Here is an 18,778-nt window from a genome sequence, read left to right on the forward strand (position 1 = left end):
TCCTCTCCTCAGGACGCGCTGGGCACGATGAGCGGCTTGATGCAGCCGTCGAGCTTGGCCGAGAACACGTGGTAGGCCTCGGCGATGTCCTCCAGCGGGAAGCGGTGGGTCACCATCTCCCGCGGCGTCAGGTGGCCGTTGCGCACGTGCTCGAACATCCGCGGCCACTGCCGCTTGACCGGGGTCTGGTTCATCCGCAGCGTCAGCCCCTTGTTCAGCGCGTCGCCGAACTTCACCAGGTTCGGGATCGGCCCGTAGGCGCCGACCACCGAGACGGTGCCGCCCTTGCGCACGCCGTCGATCGCCCAGTTGAGCGCGACCGGCGAGCCGCCCTGCAGCTTGAGCTTGGTCCCGGTCACCTGCATGAGGAGGTTGCCGTCGGCCTCCGCCCCCACCGCGTCGATGACGACGTCGGCCCCCAGGAAGTCGGTCTGCCGCTTCATCTCGACGACGACGTCGTCGATCTCGTCGTAGTTCCACACCTCGGCGTGCGCCATCGTCCGGGCCTTCTCCAGGCGCTCCGGCAGGTGGTCGACGACGATCACCCGGCCGGCCCCCATCAGCCACGAGGACTGCGCGGCGATCAGCCCGACCGGGCCGGCGCCCAGGACGACCACCGTGTCGCCCTCGACGATCTCGCCGAGCTGGGCACCGAAGTAGCCGGTCGCCGCCGCGTCGGTCAGCAGCACGGCGTCCTCGTCGTGCATCCAGTCGGGGATCTTCACCGGGCCGACGTCGGCGAAGGGCACCCGCACGTACTCGGCCTGGCCGCCGTCGTAGCCGCCGGTGGTGTGCGAGTAGCCGTAGATGCCACCGACCGCCGTCGCGTTCGGGTTGACGTTGTGGCAGTTGGAGTACAGGCCGCGGGTGCAGAACCAGCAGCTGCCGCAGAAGATGTTGAACGGCACCATCACCCGGTCGCCGACCTGCAGGTTCTGCACCGAGGGGCCGACCTGCTCCACGACGCCGATGAACTCGTGGCCGAACGTGTGCCCGACCCGGGTGTCCGGCATCAGGCCGTGGTAGAGGTGCAGGTCGGAGCCGCAGATCGCGGCCAGGGTGACCCGCACGATCGCGTCGTTCGGGTGCTCGATCGGGGGGATGTCCTTCTCCTCGACCCGGATCTTGTACGGGCCGCGGTACGTCATCGCTCGCATGCAGACTCCTGGAGGGGTGGCGCTCCGGGAACCACCACGGAGCTGCCGGTGCCGCCCCCGCTGCTGGAGGCGTCGCTCCCCCGTGTCTGTCCCTCCGGCGGCCCGGCTAACCCCTCTCCGCCCACCCCGTGCGGCCCCGCCGGAGGCGGCCGGGGTCAGCCCAGCGGCGGGAGGGCGGCCAGCAGGCGCACCGCATCCGCGCTCGCCGCGGCGTCGTGCACCCGCACACCCCAGGCACCGGCCCGTGCGGCCAGCACCGTCGTCGCCACCGTGGCGGCGTCGCGGCGGTCGGCCGGCCGGGGCCCGCCGTCGGCGTCGGCCAGGACCGCACCGAGGAAGCGCTTGCGGGAGGCGCCGACCAGCAGTGGGAACCCGAGACCGGTCAGCCGGTCCAGGGAGGCCAGCAGGGCCAGGTCGTGCGCCGGCAGCTTGGCGAACCCCAGCCCCGGGTCGAGCACCAGCCGCTGGGAGTCCACCCCGGCCGCCAGGGCGACGTCGACCCGCGCCAGCAGCTCCTCGCGCACCTGGTCCACGACGTCGCGGTACTCCGCGCCGGCGTACATCTGCCGGCTGGGGCCCCGCCAGTGCGTGAGCACCCACGGCACGCCCGTGGCCGCGACGACCTCGGCCATCGCCGGGTCCGCGAGCCCGCCGCTGACGTCGTTGACCAGCACCGCCCCGGCCTCGACCGCGGCCTCGGCGACCCGTGCGCGCATGGTGTCCACGCTGACCGCTACCCCGGCCGCGGCCAGCTCGGCGACGACCGGCCGCACCCGCCGGAGCTCCTCGTCCGCGTCCACCCGCCCGGCGCCCGGCCGGGTCGACTCGCCACCGACGTCGACGTAGTCGGCACCCGCCGCCGCGAGGGCCAGGCCGTGCTCGACGGCCACCCCGGTGGTCGACCAGAGCCCGCCGTCGGAGAACGAGTCGGGGGTGACGTTGAGGATGCCCACCACGACGCACCGGCCGTGCGGCGGGCGGACGATCGCCGGCGTCCGGGCGGCGGACGGTCGGGCGGCGGCCCTCATCAGCATCCGTCCGCTCCTCCTCCGCCGGGCCGGCTCCGCACAGCCGGGCCGGACTGCGACGGTAGGTCGACCGGTGCGTGCGGTGGATCCCGCGGATGACGTGCCCGGGGGCTCGTCCCCGTCGCGCCCGGGATGCGACGGATGACTCCCCCCGGACGTGCCCGTGGGGGTCCGCACCGCGGTGCGGACCCCCACGAGCCGACCGGTCAGGCCGGGAAGCCGACCGAGTGGGTGTCCATGAACTCCCGGAGACCCTCGATGCCCATCTCGCGGCCGAAGCCGCTGTGGTTGAACCCGCCGAAGGGCGCGCGCTCGTCGAGGAACGCCGCCCCGTGGCAGTTGACGAACGTGTACCCGGTGCGCAGCTGCGCGCCGATCTGCGCCGCCCGGTCCAGGTCCTCGGTCCACACCGACGAGCACAGGCCCGACCAGGTGTCGTTGGCGCGGGCCACCGCGTCCTCGACGTCGTCGAACGGCAGGATCGGCAGGGTCGGCCCGAACTGCTCCTCCCCGACGACGCGGGCGTCGTCGGACGGGTCGAGCACCAGGCTCGGCTTGAGGAAGTTGCCGACCGAGATGTCGGCACCGTCCACCGCCTCGCCGAACTCGCGCACCTCCGCGCCGGACTCGCGCGCCTGCGCGAGCAGCTCCAGCACGTACTCCTTCTGCCGGGTCTGGTGCAGCGGGCCCATCGTGACGCCCTCGTCCAGGCCGTGGCCCAGCTTGGTGGCCGACAGCAGGCCCGAGAGCCCCTCCACGACCTCGTCGTACCGGGAGCGGTGCACGTAGAGCCGCTTGGTCGCCATGCAGATCTGGCCGGTGGAGTCGAAGGTGCCGCCGAACATCTTCTGCAGCGCCTCCGGGCCGAGGTCGGCGTCGGGCAGCACGATGGCCGGGTCGTTGCCGCCCAGCTCCAGCGCCACCCGGGTCAGCGACTCCGACGCCATGGCCATGATCCGCTTGCCGCCGCCCGGGCTGCCGGTGAAGCAGACCTTCTTCACCCGGTCGTCCTGGATCAGCGCCGAGCCGATCTCGGCGTCGTGGCCGGTTACCACGTTCAGCACGCCGGGGGGCAGCAGCTCGGCCATCTTCTGCACCGTGCGGGTGGTGGCCAGCGGGGTGGTCGGCGGCGGCTTGACCACCACGGTGTTGCCGGCCACCAGGGCGTAGGGCAGGGACGCGCCGAGGATCGCCATCGGCCAGTTGAACGGCACGATGATCGTCACGACGCCCAGCGGCAGGTACGACACCTCCGTCCGCCACGGCGGCGCCGGCAGGGTGACCTTGTCCGCCACCCGCTCGGCCAGCCCTCCGGCGAGCTGGCAGCGGTGCGCGAACACGATCGAGTCGATGAACGACTCCATGCGGATCTTGCCGTTCTCGCGGGTCAGGATCTCCGCCGTCGCGTTCCGGTCGGCCTCGAGCGGGGCCAGCGCGGCGGTGATCATCTCCGCGCGCTCCTGCGGCGTGCGGGCGGCCCAGGCCGGGAAGGCGCGGTGCGCCGCGGCCACGGCCTCCTCGGCCTGCTTGGCGCTGGCGGCGCCGGCGTAGCCCACGACCGACCGGCCGTCGGACGGGTCGATCACCTGCAGGTGGTCATCGGTGCTGCGCACCTCGCCGGCGATGAACAGCTCGGTCCTGATCTCCGGCAACTGATCCAGAGACACCATTGTTCTCTCCTCGGATAGGGATCGGGACCTGCGTCCGCAGGCCACGTGTGGGGGCGTCCCGGGAGGACGCGGCGACGGCCCGGGAGCGTGCGCTCACCGGGTCCGTCCGGGGAGGTCCAGCCAGCCCGACGGCGTGACGACGGCGTCCACGGGCCGATCGTGCTCCTCGGCGGGCAGCTCGTCGACCACCTCGTCGTCGAACGCCAGCGTGACCAGCAGGGCGTCGGGGCGGGCGTGCACCAGCGCGCGGTCGTAGTAGCCGCCCCCGCGGCCGAGCCGGATCCCGGCGCGGTCCACCACCAGCGCCGGGACGACGACGACGTCGGCGGCACCGATGGCGGTGGCGTCGAGGCGGGGCCCGTCGGGCTCCATCAGGCCGAAGCGCCCGGGCAGGTGCCGCCCGGTGTCGACCGCCCAGTCCAGCTGCCGGCCCGTCGCCGGGATGACCGGCAGCAGCACCCGGGCGCCGAGCTCGGCGAAGACCGCGGGGATCCGGCCGTGCCCGGGCTCGGTCGGATCGGGCACGAACGCCGCCAGGGTGGCGGTCCCGGCCAGCCGGCCGACCAGGAGCTCGGCGATCGCGTCGGCGGCCGCCTCGCGCTCGGGCACCGGCCGGGCCACCCGGCGCGCCAGGTAGCCGGCGCGCAGGGCGGCCTTGGCGGCGGCCGGGTCGTCGCTCACCGGCTCCCCTGCCGCCCTCGGGTCGGCGGGCACGCCGGGCTCAGCGCCCCGCGCGGCTCAGCGCCGCGTCCAGCCGCGGGTACACCCGGCGGACGTTGCCCTCGAAGACCGCCGCGCGGCCGGCCTCGTCCAGCGCCCCGTTCGCGAACGCGGTCTCCACGTAGCGGCGGGTGTCGTCGAAGTAGTGGCCGGTGCGCGGGTCGATGCCGCGCACCGCGCCGACCATCTCCGAGCCGAAGAGGACGTTCCCGGTGTCGATCACGTCGAGCAGGAGGTCCAACCCCGGCTGGTGGTAGACGCAGGTGTCGAAGAAGACGTTGCCCATGACGCCTGCCTCCACCGGCGGTCGGCCGAGCATGTCGGCCAGGCCGCGGTAGCGCCCCCAGTGGTAGGGCACCGCTCCCCCGCCGTGCGGGATGACCAGGCGCAGCCCGGGCAGGTCGGTGAACAGGTCGCCCTGGATCAGCTGCATGAAGGCGGTGGTGTCGGCGTTGATGTAGTACGCGCCCGTGGCGTGGAAGACCGGGGTGGCCGACGCCGAGACGTGCACCATCGCCGGCACGTCGAGGGCGACCATCGCCTCGTAGAAGGGGTACCAGCTCCGGTCGGTCAGCGCCGGCGACGTCCAGTGGCCACCGCTGGGGTCGGGGTTGAGGTTGCACCCCACCATCCCCAGCTCCTCGACGCAGCGGCGGAGCTCGCCGATCGAGCCGGTGATGTCCGCGCCGGGCGACTGGGGCAGCTGGGCCACGCCGACGAACCGCTCGGGGAACAGCGTGGTGACCCGGTGGATCAGGTCGTTGCACCGGCGGGCCCACTCCAGGCTCACCGCGGCGTCACCGACGTGGTGGGCCATCGCCGAGGCACGGGGCGAGAAGAGCGTGACGTCGATGCCGCGCTCGTCCATCAGCCGCAGCTGGCTGCTCTCGATCGTCTCGCGGATCTCGTCGTCGCTGATCGACGGGTACGCGGGCGGGGCCGTGCCGGCCTGCCACGCCGCGACCTGCTCCTCCCGCCAGGCGGTGTGCGCGGCGGGCGCGGTCGTGTAGTGCCCGTGGCAGTCGATGATCATGGCTGCTCCGTCCTCCCGGGGCCCGTCGCGGCGGCCGTCGTCTGCTGGGTGGCCGTCGTCCGCTGGGTGGCCGCGGCGTCGCGGAGCTCGATCAGGAGGTCGCGCGCGGCGGGGGCGACCCGCGCCGGCACGCCCAGCTCCTCCAGCTGCTCGGTCGCCGCGGTCATCTCGTCGGCCCGCCGGCGGGCGTGCGTGTGGGTGCCGTCCACGAGCCGGTCCACGGTGCGCTCGTCGAAGCCCGCCAGCTCCGCGGCGATGTTGCCGCGCAGCCAGTCCGCGCAGCCCGCCGCCTCCGCGCCGCGCAGCGCCTCCACCACGGCGGCGGCCAGTCCCTTGTAGAAGACGCTGCGCAGCAGCTTGCGCGAGATCGCCGTCCCGGCCGGGCCGGGCTGCAGGGTGACGTCGGCGCCGAGGCCGGAGAACACCTCGAGGAACCGGTCGGCGCCGTCCCCGGACACGAGCATCGGCGTGCGCAGACCCTTGCCCGGCACCGGGGACATCAGGGCGACGTCGACCACGGGGACGTCGTGCGGCGCGGCCCGCTCCGCGAGCGCCACCTTGACCCCCGGGCTGGCGGTGTTGAGGTCGGCCCAGAGCGTGCCCGGGCGCAGCCCGGCGAGCGCGTTCTCCAGCGCGGTCATGGCGTCGTGCGAGCTGTTGACGCTGAGCACGATGTCGGCGCCGGCGACCGCGTCGGCCTCCGAGCCGCACGGCGCGACGCCGTCCACGGTCAGGCCCAGCGGGTCGTAGCCGCGCACGTCGGCGCCCGCGGCGACCAGGTCCCGGGCGATCTCCGAACCGGCCTCACCCAGGCCGAGCACCGCGACGGCCGCAGTCACTCCCGGACCTCGACCGGCGGCGTGCCGTGGGTGTGGAACGTGGAGATGGTCTGCAGACCCCACGCCTGCCCCTTCGCCCGCTCGGCCTCCGACCAGTCGACCGGCTGCCAGTCCGGCGCGAGCACCAGCCGGGCGGCGGGGTTGTCCAGCTCGATCCGGTTGCCGGCCGGCTCCCAGACGTAGAGGAAGAAGCTCTGCTGGATGGTGTGCTTGTGGGGCCCGGTCTCGATGTGCACGCCGTGCTCCAGCGCCAGGTCGGCGGCCCGGATGATGTCGTCGCGGCTGTCGACGGCGAAGGAGATGTGGTGCAGCCGGCCCGACGTGCCGGTCCGGTCCTTCGTCCAGACCGCGTTGTAGCCCTGGTTGGTGAAGGTGGTCCAGGTGCCGGCGATCTCACCGCTGTCCAGCACGATCTGCTCGGTGGTCATGGCGCCGAGGGTGTCGACGAAGAAGTCGCGGTTCTCCTGCGGGTTCACCCCGAGGTAGTTGATGTGGTCGATCCGCCGGACGCTGACACCGCGGCCGGGATAGGCCTGCGCCTGGTTCTTGAGCGCCGGCTTCAGGTCCCCCTCGGGCCGGTACCACTCGGTCTCGTAGTAGACGCCCATCTCGTGGCCGTCCGGGTCGGTGAAGACGTAGACCGGCCCGTAGCCCGGGTCGCCGTCCTGCCAGCCCTTGCCGAGACCGGTCCGCTCGATGGCCTCGACGCGGCGCTGCAGCGCCTCCGGCGTGCTGGCCCGGAAGTTCGTCCGGCCCACGCCCGGCTGCGGGGCGGCGGTCAGCTTGATGGTGGTGTTCTCGTAGTCGTCCCAGGCGCGCAGGAACACCGAGTCGCCGGAGGAGCCGTTCTCGGTCATCCCCAGGTACCGCACGAAGAAGTCCAGGCTCTCCTCCGGCTTGTGGGTCAGCAGCTCGATGTGGGCGAGGTGCGCGATGTCGTGCAGGGGTGGCATGGGAGCTCCTGGGAGTCGGGGCGTGCGAGAGATCGAGGGTCAGGCGCGCGGGAAGGCCGTCCCGTCGAAGAGCTTGCGGGCGGTGCGCACGACCGCGGACCGCTCGGCCCGCGGCGGGGTCCCGGAGGCGTCGACCACGACGTCGACGAGCAGGTGCCCCGTCGGGTGCTCCACGTCCACCTGCGAGGTGTCGGTCGGCCACGACCGGGTCAGCTCGTGGCCGACGGCGCCGGGCAGCCGCATGCCGGTGACCACGCTGACCGCCCCGAGCACGCCGATCGAGGAGTGCGGCTGGACGGGGATGAACGAGCGGGTGCACACCTGTCCGCCGTCGCGCGGCGGGGCCAGCAGGACCGTCTTGGGCACCGATGCGGTGGCGACGTCCCCCATGCCCATCAGCTGTGCGGCCTTGCGCCGGAAGGTGTCCACGCGCTCGAGCAGGCCTGTGTCGGCGGCGAGCTCCTCGTGCGACTCGTAGCCGGTCAGGCCGAACGCCTCGGCGAGGGCCAGGACGACCGGCATCCCGTTGTCGACGCAGGTGACCTCGATGCCCTCGACGGTGTCGCGGACGTGCCCGGTGGGCAGCAGCGCGCCGGTCGAGGAGCCCTCGGTGTCGGTGAAGGCGAGCACCACCGGCGCGGCCGTGCCGGGCACGCCGGCGATCGCGACCTCGCCGCGGTACTCCACCCGGCCGCCCGGCGTCGGGAAGGTGGCCACGGCGATGCTGCCGGAGTTCACCATCCGGATGCGCACGGTCGTCTCGTCGTCCGCGGCCGGGACCAGGCCGCGCTCGACGGCGAAGGGCCCCACGCCGGCGAGGATGTTGCCGCAGTTCTGCCGGTCGCTGACGGTCGCCTCGTCCACGCCGAGCTGCAGGAACAGGTAGTCGACGTCCACGTCCGGGTCCGCCGACCTCGAGACCACCGCGACCTTGCTGGTGAGCGTCGTCCCGCCGCCCAGGCCGTCGATCTGCCGCGGGTCGGGGGTGCCCATGAGCCGGAGCAGCAGGTCGTCGCGCTGCGCCGGGTCGGCCGGCAGGTGCTCGGCCTCGAAGTAGAGGCCGCGGGAGGTGCCGGCGCGCAGCATCGTGCAGCGGACACCTGAGTCGTCGTAGCTCACCTCTGGTCCTCCGCGTACTTCTCGTACGGGACGTACTCGATGCCGAAGTCCGCCAGCCGGTCGCGCAGGCCGTAGCGGTCCAGCCCGAGCTCCCCCTGCTGGAAGGCGGCGCGGCTGGCGGCCTCCTTGTCCAGCCGGGCCTGCGACGAGGTGAGCGCCCGGGGCACGTCGGCGCGGGGCACCACCATCACGCCGTCGTCGTCGGCCACCACGACGTCGCCCGGGTGGACGGTCTGCCCGCCGATGACGACCGGCACGTTGACCGCGCCGGCCGTGGCCTTCACCGAGCCCTGCGCGCTGACCGCCCGGGACCAGGCCGGGAAGCCCATCTCGCGCAGCTCGGCGACGTCGCGGACCCCGCTGGCCAGCACCACGCCCCGGACACCGCGCTGGGCGAGCGCCGTGGCGAACAGCTCGCCGAACAGCCCGTCGGTGGACGGCGAGTTGGTGGCGACGACGAGCACGTCGCCGGGGCGGCACTGCTCGACCGCCACGTGGATCATCAGGTTGTCCCCGGGCCAGCAGAGGACGGTGACGGCGGTGCCGCCGATCCGCGCGCCGGACCAGGCCGGGCGGAACTCGGGGCCCAGGTAGCCGACCCGGCCGAGCGCCTCGTGCACGGTGGCCACGCCGAACTCGCCGAGCTGCTGGGCATCCCCGGCGTCGGCGCGCGGCGGATCGGTGACGACGACGTTCCTCATGCTGTTCCTCCGGACGGGCTGGGCTCGGACAACGCGGTGATGACGCCGCGGAGGTGGGTGGTCGCCGCTGCCTCGGCGCGCTCGGGGTCGCGGGCGGTGATCGCGTCCACCAGCGCGGTGAGCCCGCTGAGGCTCACGCGGGGGCGGCCGGGCCGCAGCGAGAGCCGGAACTGGTGGCGCACCAGCTGGGCCTGCAGCCGGCCGACCAGGTCCGCCGCGATCGGGTGGCGGGCGGCCTCGGCGACCATGCCGTACAGCTGCTGGATGAGCTCCGAGTACTTCTGGACGTCGCCGGAGTCCACCGTCGCGGTCATGGTGCCCAGGTGGGCGCGCAACCGATCGGCCTCGGCGTCGGTGATCAGCTCCGCCGCCTTGCGGGCGAGCAGGCCCTCGAGCGGCACCCGGCACTCGGTGATGGCGATGGCCTCCTCGGTGGAGACCATCCGGACGCGGGCGCCCTTGTTCGGGATCCGCTCCACGAGCCCCTCGGCGGCCAGCGCGTCGATCGCCATGCGCGCGGCGCTGCGGCTCACCCCGGTCCGGCTGACCAGCTCGGCCTCGACCAGCCGGTACCCCGGCGGCATGTCACCGCGGGAGATCGCGACCCGAAGGGCGCGCTCCGCCATTTCCTGAGCCGCGGACGCCATGGCCGCACGTTAATCCACCGGAGCGGGATTGCCAACGATTCTGTACGCAATCGTCCGAACGCCGGTCCGCCGGGACCGGACGGCCCTCCGACAGCACCCCTGGGAGGAGCGACTAGGCCCGGACGGGCTCCGGGAGCAGCGCGTCGACGAGCTCCTGCACGTGGGCCCTGGCGGCAGCCTCGGCGGCCTCGGCCCGTCGCTCTCCGACGGCGTCGACCACCCGCGCCAGCCCGGCGACCGATCGCCCGGCCTGCCCGGGACGGAGCAGCAGCTGGAACTCGTGCCGCACGATCCGTCCCTCCAGCTGCGCCACCAGCGACGAGGCCATGGGGTGGTCCGCCAGCTCCCGCAGCAGCCGGTGGTGCTCCCGGACCAGCGTCGAGCACTCGAGCAGCTCCTGGTCGGCCACGGCTCGCTGCATCCGCAGGAGGTTGTCCCGCAGGTCGTCGGCCCGGCCACCCGTCGCGTTCTGCGCCGCCTTGTGCGCCAGGAGGCCGTCGAGGACCTGCCGGCACTCCAGGACGGCCACCGCCTCGGCCGTGGAGACGACCCGCACCCGCGCCCCGCGGTGGGGGATCCGCTCGACCAGCCCCTCGGCGATGAGCACGTCCAGGGCCAGCCGGGCGCTGTTGCGCGTCACCCCGTAGCGCTCCCCCAGCTCCGGCTCGACGAGCCACTGGCCCGGGGCGACGGCGCCGCGCACGATCTCGGCTCGGAGCCCCTGCTCGGCGATGCGCTTGGCGCGCACACCGCGGAGCAGGTGCGCGCCCTCGCCGGTCGAGTGGGCCACCGGCTCACCGTAGGGACCGCGGACGGGAGATCTCAAGGGATGGCCCGTTCCGATACGTCGCCGTCCCCCCCAGGGGGGCGCGACGAGCCGCCCCGGACGACGGAGGGGCGGCCCGTCCACGACGAACCGCCCCTCCGCATCACGCCGGGATCACCCGAAGGACTCGACCGTGTCGTAGCCCTTGCCGTTGAACTTCTGCACGTTCAGCGTCGAGACCGCGGGCTGACCGTCCTCGCTGGTGGTCACGGACGTGCCCTCCAGCATGAGCGGCGCCTGGAAGCCCTCGATGCCGCGCAGCGCCTCCATGAAGTTCTCACGGGTCGGCTCGGTCATCTCCGCGAACGCCTGCTCGAGGGTCGCGCCGACCATCCAGCTCCACTGGCAGTGCGGGAACGCCGGCGGGTCCTGGTAGTCGCCGTGCTCCTTGAGGGCCGCCAGGTAGGCCTGAACGTCCTCGTCCTGGGCGAAGGCCGGGCTGGCCGGCGCCTTCGCGAAGGAGACCGAGTAGATGCCGGGGTAGGCAGCGGCGCCGCCGGGCTCCAGGATCGCGCCGGGGCTGGAGGTGTTGGACGGCAGGAACCAGCTGGGCTTCCAGTTGAGCTGCTGCGCCTTCTGCAGCGCAGAGATCATCAGCGGGGTCACCGACATCGCGTTGAAGAAGACGTCGGCACCGCTGTTGGCGAGCTCGGTGAGCTGCGCGTCGACGGAGGTGTCGGTCGCCTCGTAGGTGAGCTCCTCGACGACCTCGATGTTGTCCGCACCCTCGATGGCCGACTTGAAGCCCTCGACGTAGCCCTCGCCGTAGTCGTCGTTCTGCGACAGGATCGCGACCTTGTGCTCCTCGGTCGAGGAGGCGAGCAGCTCGCCGAAGGCCTCGCCCTCGTTCTGGTAGATCGGCACGAAGCCGAGCTGCCAGGGGCTCTCGTCGGTGTCGCTGAACAGCGGGTCGCCGGTCATGACCAGCACCTGCGGCACCTCGTCGGCGATGGCCGCGTCACGCCAGGCGCGGTTCGTCGGCGTGCCCAGGCCCGCGGTCATCGCGAAGACCTCGTTCTTGAGCTGGTCGTAGTTGGCCTTGGCCTGCTGCGGGTCGTAGGTGTCGTCCAGCGCCCGGATGTCGACCGTGCGGGTCTTCCCGTCGCCGAACTCGACGCCGCCCTCGGCGTTCTTCGCACCGAAGTACGCCTTGACGCCGGCGACCGTGCAGGTGCCCGGACCGGCGGTGGCGCCGCTCAGCGGGGTGGTGATGCCGAGCGTGACCGACTCGTCGGTGATGCCGGGGCTGGCCGAGGCGCCGCCCTCGCCGCCGCCGTCGCCTTCACGACCACAGGCCGTGAGGGTCAGCGCGAGCGCCGAGACGACAGCGACACCGCGGGCAGTACGCGATCGAAAGTGCGTGTTCATGCGAGACCTTGCCTCTCTCTCTCAGATCCCTCCGCCGCGGTGCCCGACCCTGCGGTGGACGACGGAGTGGTTGGTGGGGCGCCCGGACCGCGGTCGGCGCCGGAGCGCCGGCGGCCGCGGGCCAGTACGCGGGGCAGCGACGCGAGGCCGCCGGGGAGGACGAAGAGGACGATCAGCAGGACCGCTCCCTGCAGCAGCGCCGTGAGGCTGGCGTCGACCGCGTTCGTCAGCTGCGGGACCAGCACGTACCAGGCCCCACCGAGGATCGAGCCCACGATGCTGCCGGCGCCGCCGATGACCATCGCGGCGAGCAGCTCGATGGAGTGCCCGAAGCTCATGGTCTCCGGCGAGGTGTACTGGATGACGAGCATGTAGAGGAAGCCGCTCACGCCGCCGATCAGCGAGGCGATCGTGAACGCCAGCACCTTGTACCGGTACGGCGAGATGCCCATCGAGGAGGCGACGTTCTCGTTGCCCTTGACGATCGCGAAGGCCCGGCCGTACTTGCCGCGCACGAGGTAGCGGGTCAGCAGGAAGACCACGCCGCCGATGACCAGCACGAGGTACAGCTGCCACTGGTCGTCGTAGAGCCCGGTCCACTCCGGCGTCTCGGCGAACCTCGCCGACAGCCCCTGGGAGCCGCCGGTGAACTCGCTCAGCCGCTTGGCGAGCGGCACGCCGACGATCGGCAGCGCGACGGTGACCATCGCGATCGCCAGCCCGCCCAGACGCGCCGCGGCGAGCGCCACGATCAGCCCGGCCACCGCGGGGATCAGGCAGGCCAGCACGAAGACCAGAACGATGTTCCAGTCGTTCTGGACGCCGTACGCCGTGACGTACGCGCCGACGCCGAGGAAGAAGATCTGCCCGAGCGAGACCTGGCCGGTGTAGCCCATCACGACGTTGAGCCCCAGCACGGCGACGGCGAAGACGCCGATGCGGGCGACCGTCTCGTTGGCGAACTCCGGCAGCACCAGGGGCAGGACGGCGAGCACGACGGCGACCACCAGCGGGAACGCCATGCGCACCCACGGGCGCTGCCGGAAGGACTGGCCGGCCGGGGACGGGGTGGACGGGGACGAGGTGGAGAGGGACGAGGCGGAGGCCATCACACACGCACCACGGTTTTCCGGCCGAACAGGCCCTGAGGTCGGACGATGAGCACGACGAAGAGGAGGATGAACGGCACCGCGACCTTGAGGTCGTAGCCGATGAACGGGACGTAGACCGCCGCCAGGTTCTCCAGGACGCCGATGATCCAGGCCGCGACGACGACGCCGACCGGGCTGGTGAGACCGCCGAGGATGACCGCGGCCAGCGCGTACACGAGGGCGTTGTCGAGCATCCCCGGCGTCAGCGTGAGCTGCGGCGCCACGAGCGCGCCGGCCACGGCGCCCAGCACCGCCGCCAGGCCCCACCCGACCATGAGCAGGCGTCCGACGGGGAGCCCGGAGAACGCCGCCGACTGCGGGTTGATCGCGACCGCCCGCAGCGCCAGGCCCAGCTTGGTGCCGACGAAGAGGGCCTGCAGCAGGATCATCGCCACGACGATGACGGCCGTGGTGCCGATCGAGCGGATGCTCACCGAGACACCCAGGAACGACACCGTGTCGAGCGGGAAGAGCGACGGGAACTGCTGGTTGTTGTACGTCCAGAGCCACCCGGCGATACCCGTGATCAGGGTGAGCAGGCCGATCGTGGCCACGACGGCGGTGTCGGGGTCACCCCGCTCGAACCGCCGCATCAGCCACCGCTCGACGACCGCGCCGAGGGCGAAGGAGAAGACGATCGACAGCAGGATGGCGACGATCAGCGGGAGGCCCTGGTTCGTCAGCCACCAGGCGAAGTACGCCGCGAGCACGGCCATGCCGCCCTGGGCGAAGTTGATCAGGCCGGTCGCCTGGTGGACGAGCACGATCGCGAGGGCGATCGCCGCGTAGACGGAGCCGGTGGACAGGCCGTCGACGACGAGTTGGATGAAGGTCCCCATGTCACCCTCCCAGGTAGGCGCGACGGATCTCGTCCATGCCCTTGAGCTCGGCGGACGTGCCGGTGAGCACGCTCCGTCCGGTCTCCAGGACCGTGGCGCCGTCGACGAGGTTCAGGGCGAGGTTGGCGTTCTGCTCGACCACGAGCATCGCGATGCCCGATTCGGTGCGCAGGCGCCGGATGGCGTCGTACACGTTCTTCGCGGTGCTCGGCGCGAGACCGAGCGAGGCCTCGTCGAGGAGCATCAGCCGCGGCTTGGACATGATCGCCCGCCCCACGGCGAGCATCTGCTGCTCACCGCCGGACAGCGCCGAGGCGTTCGACGTGATGCGCTCCTGCAGGTTCGGGAACAGGTCGAGGCAGTAGTCGATGTCCTGGTCGACGCCCTTGCGGTCCTTGCGCAGGTACGCGCCGACCCGCAGGTTGTCCCGGACGGTGAGGTCACCGAACGTGCCGCGCCCCTCGGGCACGTGCGCGATCCCGAGGGCGGCGACCTGGTCGGGCCGCAGGCCGCGGATGTCCTTGCCGTCGAAGACGATGCGGCCGCCGGTGCGGACGGTGGCGCTGATCGCGCGCAGGGTCGTCGTCTTCCCGGCGCCGTTGGCCCCGAGGATGCCGAACGCGCCGCCCTCCGGAACGCTCAGCGACACCCCCTCCAGCACCTGGACGGGGCCGTAGGACGCGGTGACGTCCTCCAGCTCAAGCAGCGTCATCGTCGGCGTCCTTCCCGATGTAGGCCTCGATGACCCGGGGGTCGGACTGCGCTTCGGCGGCCGTGCCCTCCATGAGCTTCGCGCCGTGGTCGAGCACGACGACCCGGTCGGTGAGGGCGGCGATCAGACCCATGTGGTGCTCGACGATGACGACGGTGATGTCGTCCTCGGAGCGCAGCCGCCGGACGGTGGCGATCAGCGTCTCCACCTCGGTGTGCGGCAGGCCGGCGGCGGGCTCGTCGAGCAGCAGCAGCTGCGGCTTCATGAGCAGCGCGCGGCAGAGCTCGATGCCCTTGTGCAGGCCGTGGGACAGCTCGTCGGCGGGCAGGTGCGCGGCCCAGCCGAGGCCGTTGCGCTCGAGGAGCTCGAGCGCCTCGGCGCGCAGCTCCTTCTCCGCACGCCGGGTGCGGGGGGTGCGCAGCGACCACTCCAGCGCTCCACCGGGGAGCCGGGTGTGCGCGCCGAGCAGCACGTTCTCCAGCACCGTCTCGTGCAGCTGCAGCGCCGGGTGCTGGAACGTCCGCGCCAGGCCGTGCCCGGCCAGCGTCGCGGGACGGGCACCCTGGACCTCCGCGCCGTCGATCCGCACGCTGCCCGAGGTGGGCTTGTAGTGCCCGCTGATGCAGTTGAACAACGAGGTCTTGCCTGCGCCGTTGGGCCCGACCAGGCCGAAGATCTGGCCCGGCTCGACGGTGAAGCTCACCTCCTGCAGCACCTTGATGCCGCCAAACTGCAGGCTCACGTCCTGCAGCACCAGCTCAGCCGCCATCGAGCACTTCTCCTGCCGTTCGGGTGTTGCGTGGGTCACGGACGTCAGCCCGCCCGGAACCTACGGACCCCGCCCGGGATTGACAACGATTTTGGTGGGAAAGTTGCCGGGCCGTCACCAACGCCCCCGGAGACCCGCCCGCCCCTCGCCCCTCGGCCACGCGCCGCCGCCCTCGACGCCGCATCAGGCGATCCGCTCGCCGCGGGGCAGCGCCACGGCACCGACGGCGACGAGCGCGGCCAGGCCCACCAGCACGGCCGACTGGGCCGCTCCCGGGGCGAGCGCGGTGCCCACCGCGACCACCAGCGGCGGGCCGAGCAGCTGGCCCACGCCCGACCCCTGGGTGACCAGGCCGATGGCCGCGCCGGCCGAGGCGGTGCCCGCCGAGACCGCGGCCAGGCCGGCGAAGAGCGCCGAGGGCACCAGCCCGGAGATGAACGAGAACGCCATCGCCGAGGCGATCCGCAGCCCCAGCGGGAGCGCCGGGTCGAGCACGCCCCACACGGTCACGGCCATCCCGGCGCACCCGGCGGGGATGACCCACCGCAGCGGCGCTCCGCGGTGCAGCAGGTAGGCCCCCAGGACGTTGGCCGGAGCGTTGACCAGGAAGACGACGGCGCCCACCAGGCCCGCGGCGGCGACCGACAACCCCGCGTCGGCGACCAGCGACGCCGGCAGCAGGCCCACCACGGCCAGGTACTGGGCCGAGTAGAGGGCGAAGGCGACGGCGATGACCACGACGGACGGCGAGCGGAGGGCACCCAGCAGCCCGCCGACCGACGCGCGCCCGCGGACCCCGGTGGGCGGGACCCGGCGCAGGACCGCCAGCAGGACGGCCGCCGCCAGGCAGGCGTCGACGACCGACGCCCCCCGCCAGCCCACGAGGCCGATCGCGGAGGGCACGAGCAGCGCCGCCAACCCCGAGCCCACCGGCATGTAGGCGCCCCAGCCGCCGGCGACGAGCCGCCGGTGCGCCGGTCCCGACACCTCGGCGAGCAGCGGGGGCGCCGCGAGGATCACCATGACCAGGCCCAGCCCCTCGCCGACCCGGGCGAGCAGCAGCCCCGTCAGGGAGTCGACCGCCGCACCGCCCAGGTCGGCGACGACGATCGCCAGCAGGCCGAGGCGGACCTGGCGGCCGAAGCCCAGCGTCTGCCCCAGCCAGCCGAGCAGGACCCCGCCGGCCGCGCTCAGGGCGCTGACCGTCGAGAGGTACCAGGCCGCGGTGGAGGGGCTGAGCCCGAACTCGTCCTGCAGGACCGGCAGCGCGGCCGCGGCCCCGCCGATCTGCGCGGCGGCGACGACGCCGGCGCCCATCAGGCAGGCCACGGCGCTCCAGGACGTGCGCTCGGCACCGGTCGCGACCGGAGCCGGCCCCCCGGAGCGCCCACCCGACGCCGCGCCGCCTGCTGCCCCGGTGGTCCGCACGCGGCCAATGTGGCCGATCCGGCCGTCGTCGTCACCCAGGGAGGCGCAGACCAGCCGGTGAATACGTCAAATGACCCGGACGTCGGGTCATCCGACGCACGCCGAGCGGCCGTATCGGCCGGTGGAGGGTGACGGATGCATGTGTCCTGGCACACCCTCGCCGCTCTACGCTGGGAACGACCGGATGATCACCCACTCGTTCGCCGGCGGATTGGCGGACCACATCCCGGGCGAGGGAAGCCTCGACCGACTCCGGAGCGACGCTCCCCGGCCGGATCGCCACCGCGAGCCGACCACCGGCCACCGAAGGCCATGGGCCGGCCCCACCGGCCCGCAGAAGTGACACCGACGAGAACGGACGGACATGACCGCGAAGAATCTCCAGGAGCTCCTCGACCAGAAGGGCGACACCGTCGGCCTGCTGCGCAACTCCCAGCTGGGCACCTACATCTACCCGGTGGTGCCGTCGGAGTTCACCAACTGGCGGCGTGAGCAGAAGGCGTGGCAGCAGACCGCCGTGCTCTTCGACCAGTCGCACCACATGTTCAACCTCTTCATGAAGGGCCCGGACGCCCTCAAGCTCATCTCCGACACCGGCATCAACAGCGTGGCCAACTTCCCGGTGAACATGGCCAAGCAGTTCGTCCCGGTCACCCCGGCCGGCAACGTCATCGGTGACGGCATCCTCTTCCACCTCGACGAGGACGAGTACGTCTACGTCGGCCGCGCGCCCGGCGCCAGCTGGCTGCAGTTCCAGGGCGAGACCGGCGGCTACGACGTCGAGATCCGCAACGACCCCCGTTCGCCGTCGCGGCCCTACGGCAAGGCCGTCAACCGCGACCTGTGGCGCTTCCAGATCCAGGGCCCCCGCGCCTGGGAGATCATCGAGAAGCTCAACGGCGGCACCGTGGAGCAGCTCAAGTTCTTCCGCATGGGCGAGATGACGATCGCCGGCGAGCGCGTGCGCACGCTGCGCCACGGCATGGCCGGCGCGCCGGGCCTGGAGATCTGGGGCCCCTACGAGAGCTACGACCGGATCCGCGAGGCCATCCTCGAGGCCGGCCGCGAGTTCGGCATGGAGCCCGTCGGCTCCCGCGCCTACTCGACCAACACCCTCGAGTCCGGCTGGATCCCCTCGCCGCTGCCGGCCATCTACACCGGTGAGGAGCTGCGCCCCTACCGCGAGTGGCTCGGCGCCGACAGCTACGAGGCCACCAACGCCATCGCCGGCAGCTTCACGTCGGACAACATCGAGGACTACTACACCAACCCGTGGGAGCTCGGTTACGGCTCCTTCGTGAAGTTCGACCACGACTTCATCGGTCGGGACGCCCTCGAGGCCCTGGACAAGGACGCCCAGCGTCGCAAGGTCACCCTGGAGTGGAACTCCGACGACCTCGCCAAGCTGCTGGCCTCCCCCGTGGAGGGCGCCAAGTACCAGTTCTTCGACCTGCCGAACGCCAACTACGGGTCGTCGAACTTCGACAAGGTGATCGACGCCGACGGCACCGTGCTGGGCGTCTCCATGTTCACCGGCATCTCGGCGAACGAGCAGAAGGGCCTGTCGCTGGCCACCATCAGCCCCGACGTGCCGCACGGCGCCGAGGTCAAGGTGGTCTGGGGCGAGCCCGACGGCGGCAGCGAGAAGACCACCGTCGAGCCGCACGAGCAGTTCGAGGTCCGCGCCATCGTCAGCCCGGTCCCCTACGCCAAGATGGCGCGGGAGACCTACCAGGGCGGCTGGCGCACCGACGGCAAGGCCTGATCGCACGACCCGGGGCCGGGTCGCGACCGCAGGGAGTCCTGCGGTCGCGGCCC

At 72.7% G+C, this 18,778-nt stretch carries 18 protein-coding genes; 1 reads left to right on the forward strand and 17 read right to left on the reverse strand.

What is annotated here, in order from left to right; all coding sequences use genetic code 11:
* Positions 1-8: 8 nt before the first annotated feature.
* The 17 genes from GCU60_RS02800 to GCU60_RS02880 all read right to left on the reverse strand — a co-directional run bounded on the left by GCU60_RS02800 (position 9) and on the right by GCU60_RS02880 (position 16,960).
* Complete coding sequence (locus tag GCU60_RS02800) at positions 9-1,157, reverse strand: zinc-dependent alcohol dehydrogenase (protein ID WP_163202080.1); 1,149 nt, start codon at positions 1,155-1,157, stop codon at positions 9-11.
* Positions 1,158-1,312: 155 nt separating this feature from the next.
* Positions 1,313-2,191: a dihydropteroate synthase gene (gene folP / locus GCU60_RS02805; protein ID WP_239520287.1), complete on the reverse strand. Its 879-nt coding sequence runs from the start codon at positions 2,189-2,191 to the stop codon at positions 1,313-1,315.
* 200 nt (positions 2,192-2,391) lie between these two features.
* Positions 2,392-3,855 (reverse strand): aldehyde dehydrogenase family protein, encoded by a 1,464-nt coding sequence (locus tag GCU60_RS02810; RefSeq protein ID WP_163202081.1) that lies wholly within the window; start codon positions 3,853-3,855, stop codon positions 2,392-2,394.
* 93 nt (positions 3,856-3,948) lie between these two features.
* Complete coding sequence (locus tag GCU60_RS02815) at positions 3,949-4,536, reverse strand: 5-formyltetrahydrofolate cyclo-ligase (protein ID WP_163202082.1); 588 nt, start codon at positions 4,534-4,536, stop codon at positions 3,949-3,951.
* A gap of 40 nt (positions 4,537-4,576) precedes the next feature.
* A complete protein-coding gene (locus tag GCU60_RS02820) occupies positions 4,577-5,608 on the reverse strand; it encodes an amidohydrolase family protein (RefSeq protein ID WP_163202083.1) in 1,032 nt (343 codons plus the stop codon).
* Positions 5,605-6,447 (reverse strand): DUF1932 domain-containing protein, encoded by an 843-nt coding sequence (locus GCU60_RS02825; protein ID WP_345770349.1) that lies wholly within the window; start codon positions 6,445-6,447, stop codon positions 5,605-5,607. The genes GCU60_RS02820 and GCU60_RS02825 overlap by 4 nt, the downstream gene beginning before the upstream one ends.
* Entirely contained in the window at positions 6,444-7,400 is a 957-nt protein-coding gene (locus tag GCU60_RS02830; RefSeq protein WP_163202084.1) for a VOC family protein, read from the reverse strand. The genes GCU60_RS02825 and GCU60_RS02830 overlap by 4 nt, the downstream gene beginning before the upstream one ends.
* A 39-nt stretch (positions 7,401-7,439) precedes the next feature.
* Positions 7,440-8,519: a 4-oxalomesaconate tautomerase gene (locus GCU60_RS02835; RefSeq protein WP_163202085.1), complete on the reverse strand. Its 1,080-nt coding sequence runs from the start codon at positions 8,517-8,519 to the stop codon at positions 7,440-7,442.
* The gene (locus GCU60_RS02840; RefSeq protein WP_163202086.1) at positions 8,516-9,220 is read right to left on the reverse strand and encodes a 4-carboxy-4-hydroxy-2-oxoadipate aldolase/oxaloacetate decarboxylase; all 705 of its coding nucleotides are present in this window, start codon (positions 9,218-9,220) and stop codon (positions 8,516-8,518) included. The genes GCU60_RS02835 and GCU60_RS02840 overlap by 4 nt, the downstream gene beginning before the upstream one ends.
* The gene (locus GCU60_RS02845; RefSeq protein WP_163202087.1) at positions 9,217-9,867 is read right to left on the reverse strand and encodes a GntR family transcriptional regulator; all 651 of its coding nucleotides are present in this window, start codon (positions 9,865-9,867) and stop codon (positions 9,217-9,219) included. The genes GCU60_RS02840 and GCU60_RS02845 overlap by 4 nt, the downstream gene beginning before the upstream one ends.
* Positions 9,868-9,979: 112 nt before the next feature.
* A complete protein-coding gene (locus GCU60_RS02850) occupies positions 9,980-10,657 on the reverse strand; it encodes a GntR family transcriptional regulator (protein WP_345770350.1) in 678 nt (225 codons plus the stop codon).
* 150 nt (positions 10,658-10,807) lie between these two features.
* The gene (locus tag GCU60_RS02855) at positions 10,808-12,061 is read right to left on the reverse strand and encodes an ABC transporter substrate-binding protein (RefSeq protein ID WP_163202088.1); all 1,254 of its coding nucleotides are present in this window, start codon (positions 12,059-12,061) and stop codon (positions 10,808-10,810) included.
* Positions 12,058-13,170, reverse strand: coding sequence for a branched-chain amino acid ABC transporter permease (locus GCU60_RS02860; RefSeq protein ID WP_163202089.1), 1,113 nt, complete (start codon positions 13,168-13,170; stop codon positions 12,058-12,060). Before GCU60_RS02860 ends, GCU60_RS02855 begins: the two co-directional genes overlap by 4 nt.
* Positions 13,170-14,051: a branched-chain amino acid ABC transporter permease gene (locus tag GCU60_RS02865; RefSeq protein WP_163202090.1), complete on the reverse strand. Its 882-nt coding sequence runs from the start codon at positions 14,049-14,051 to the stop codon at positions 13,170-13,172. The genes GCU60_RS02860 and GCU60_RS02865 overlap by 1 nt, the downstream gene beginning before the upstream one ends.
* A 1-nt stretch (position 14,052) precedes the next feature.
* Complete coding sequence (locus tag GCU60_RS02870) at positions 14,053-14,763, reverse strand: ABC transporter ATP-binding protein (RefSeq protein ID WP_163202091.1); 711 nt, start codon at positions 14,761-14,763, stop codon at positions 14,053-14,055.
* Entirely contained in the window at positions 14,750-15,532 is a 783-nt protein-coding gene (locus tag GCU60_RS02875; protein WP_163202092.1) for an ABC transporter ATP-binding protein, read from the reverse strand. Before GCU60_RS02875 ends, GCU60_RS02870 begins: the two co-directional genes overlap by 14 nt.
* 183 nt (positions 15,533-15,715) lie before the next feature.
* Positions 15,716-16,960: an MFS transporter gene (locus tag GCU60_RS02880; protein ID WP_163202093.1), complete on the reverse strand. Its 1,245-nt coding sequence runs from the start codon at positions 16,958-16,960 to the stop codon at positions 15,716-15,718.
* Between the two features lie 364 nt (positions 16,961-17,324).
* On the opposite strand from GCU60_RS02880, the gene ligM reads away from it, so the two are divergent.
* A complete protein-coding gene (gene ligM, locus GCU60_RS02885; protein ID WP_163202094.1) occupies positions 17,325-18,725 on the forward strand; it encodes a vanillate/3-O-methylgallate O-demethylase in 1,401 nt (466 codons plus the stop codon).
* The last annotated feature ends 53 nt before the right edge of the window (positions 18,726-18,778 follow it).

Origin of the sequence: Blastococcus saxobsidens (genome assembly GCF_010682065.1) — a bacterium.
GTDB lineage: Bacteria > Actinomycetota > Actinomycetes > Mycobacteriales > Geodermatophilaceae > Blastococcus > Blastococcus saxobsidens_B.

What these genes read in the sequence shown, in the direction of transcription:
- GCU60_RS02800 (WP_163202080.1), bottom strand. Translation starts at nt 1,157, where the DNA reads ATGCGAGCGATGACGTACCGCGGCCCGTACAAGATCCGGGTCGAGGAG.
- folP (WP_239520287.1), bottom strand. Translation starts at nt 2,191, where the DNA reads ATGCTGATGAGGGCCGCCGCCCGACCGTCCGCCGCCCGGACGCCGGCG.
- GCU60_RS02810 (WP_163202081.1), bottom strand. Translation starts at nt 3,855, where the DNA reads ATGGTGTCTCTGGATCAGTTGCCGGAGATCAGGACCGAGCTGTTCATC.
- GCU60_RS02820 (WP_163202083.1), bottom strand. Translation starts at nt 5,608, where the DNA reads ATGATCATCGACTGCCACGGGCACTACACGACCGCGCCCGCCGCGCAC.
- GCU60_RS02830 (WP_163202084.1), bottom strand. Translation starts at nt 7,400, where the DNA reads ATGCCACCCCTGCACGACATCGCGCACCTCGCCCACATCGAGCTGCTG.
- GCU60_RS02840 (WP_163202086.1), bottom strand. Translation starts at nt 9,220, where the DNA reads ATGAGGAACGTCGTCGTCACCGATCCGCCGCGCGCCGACGCCGGGGAT.
- GCU60_RS02845 (WP_163202087.1), bottom strand. Translation starts at nt 9,867, where the DNA reads ATGGCGTCCGCGGCTCAGGAAATGGCGGAGCGCGCCCTTCGGGTCGCG.
- GCU60_RS02855 (WP_163202088.1), bottom strand. Translation starts at nt 12,061, where the DNA reads ATGAACACGCACTTTCGATCGCGTACTGCCCGCGGTGTCGCTGTCGTC.
- GCU60_RS02860 (WP_163202089.1), bottom strand. Translation starts at nt 13,170, where the DNA reads ATGGCCTCCGCCTCGTCCCTCTCCACCTCGTCCCCGTCCACCCCGTCC.
- GCU60_RS02865 (WP_163202090.1), bottom strand. Translation starts at nt 14,051, where the DNA reads ATGGGGACCTTCATCCAACTCGTCGTCGACGGCCTGTCCACCGGCTCC.
- GCU60_RS02870 (WP_163202091.1), bottom strand. Translation starts at nt 14,763, where the DNA reads ATGACGCTGCTTGAGCTGGAGGACGTCACCGCGTCCTACGGCCCCGTC.
- GCU60_RS02875 (WP_163202092.1), bottom strand. Translation starts at nt 15,532, where the DNA reads ATGGCGGCTGAGCTGGTGCTGCAGGACGTGAGCCTGCAGTTTGGCGGC.
- ligM (WP_163202094.1), top strand. Translation starts at nt 17,325, where the DNA reads ATGACCGCGAAGAATCTCCAGGAGCTCCTCGACCAGAAGGGCGACACC.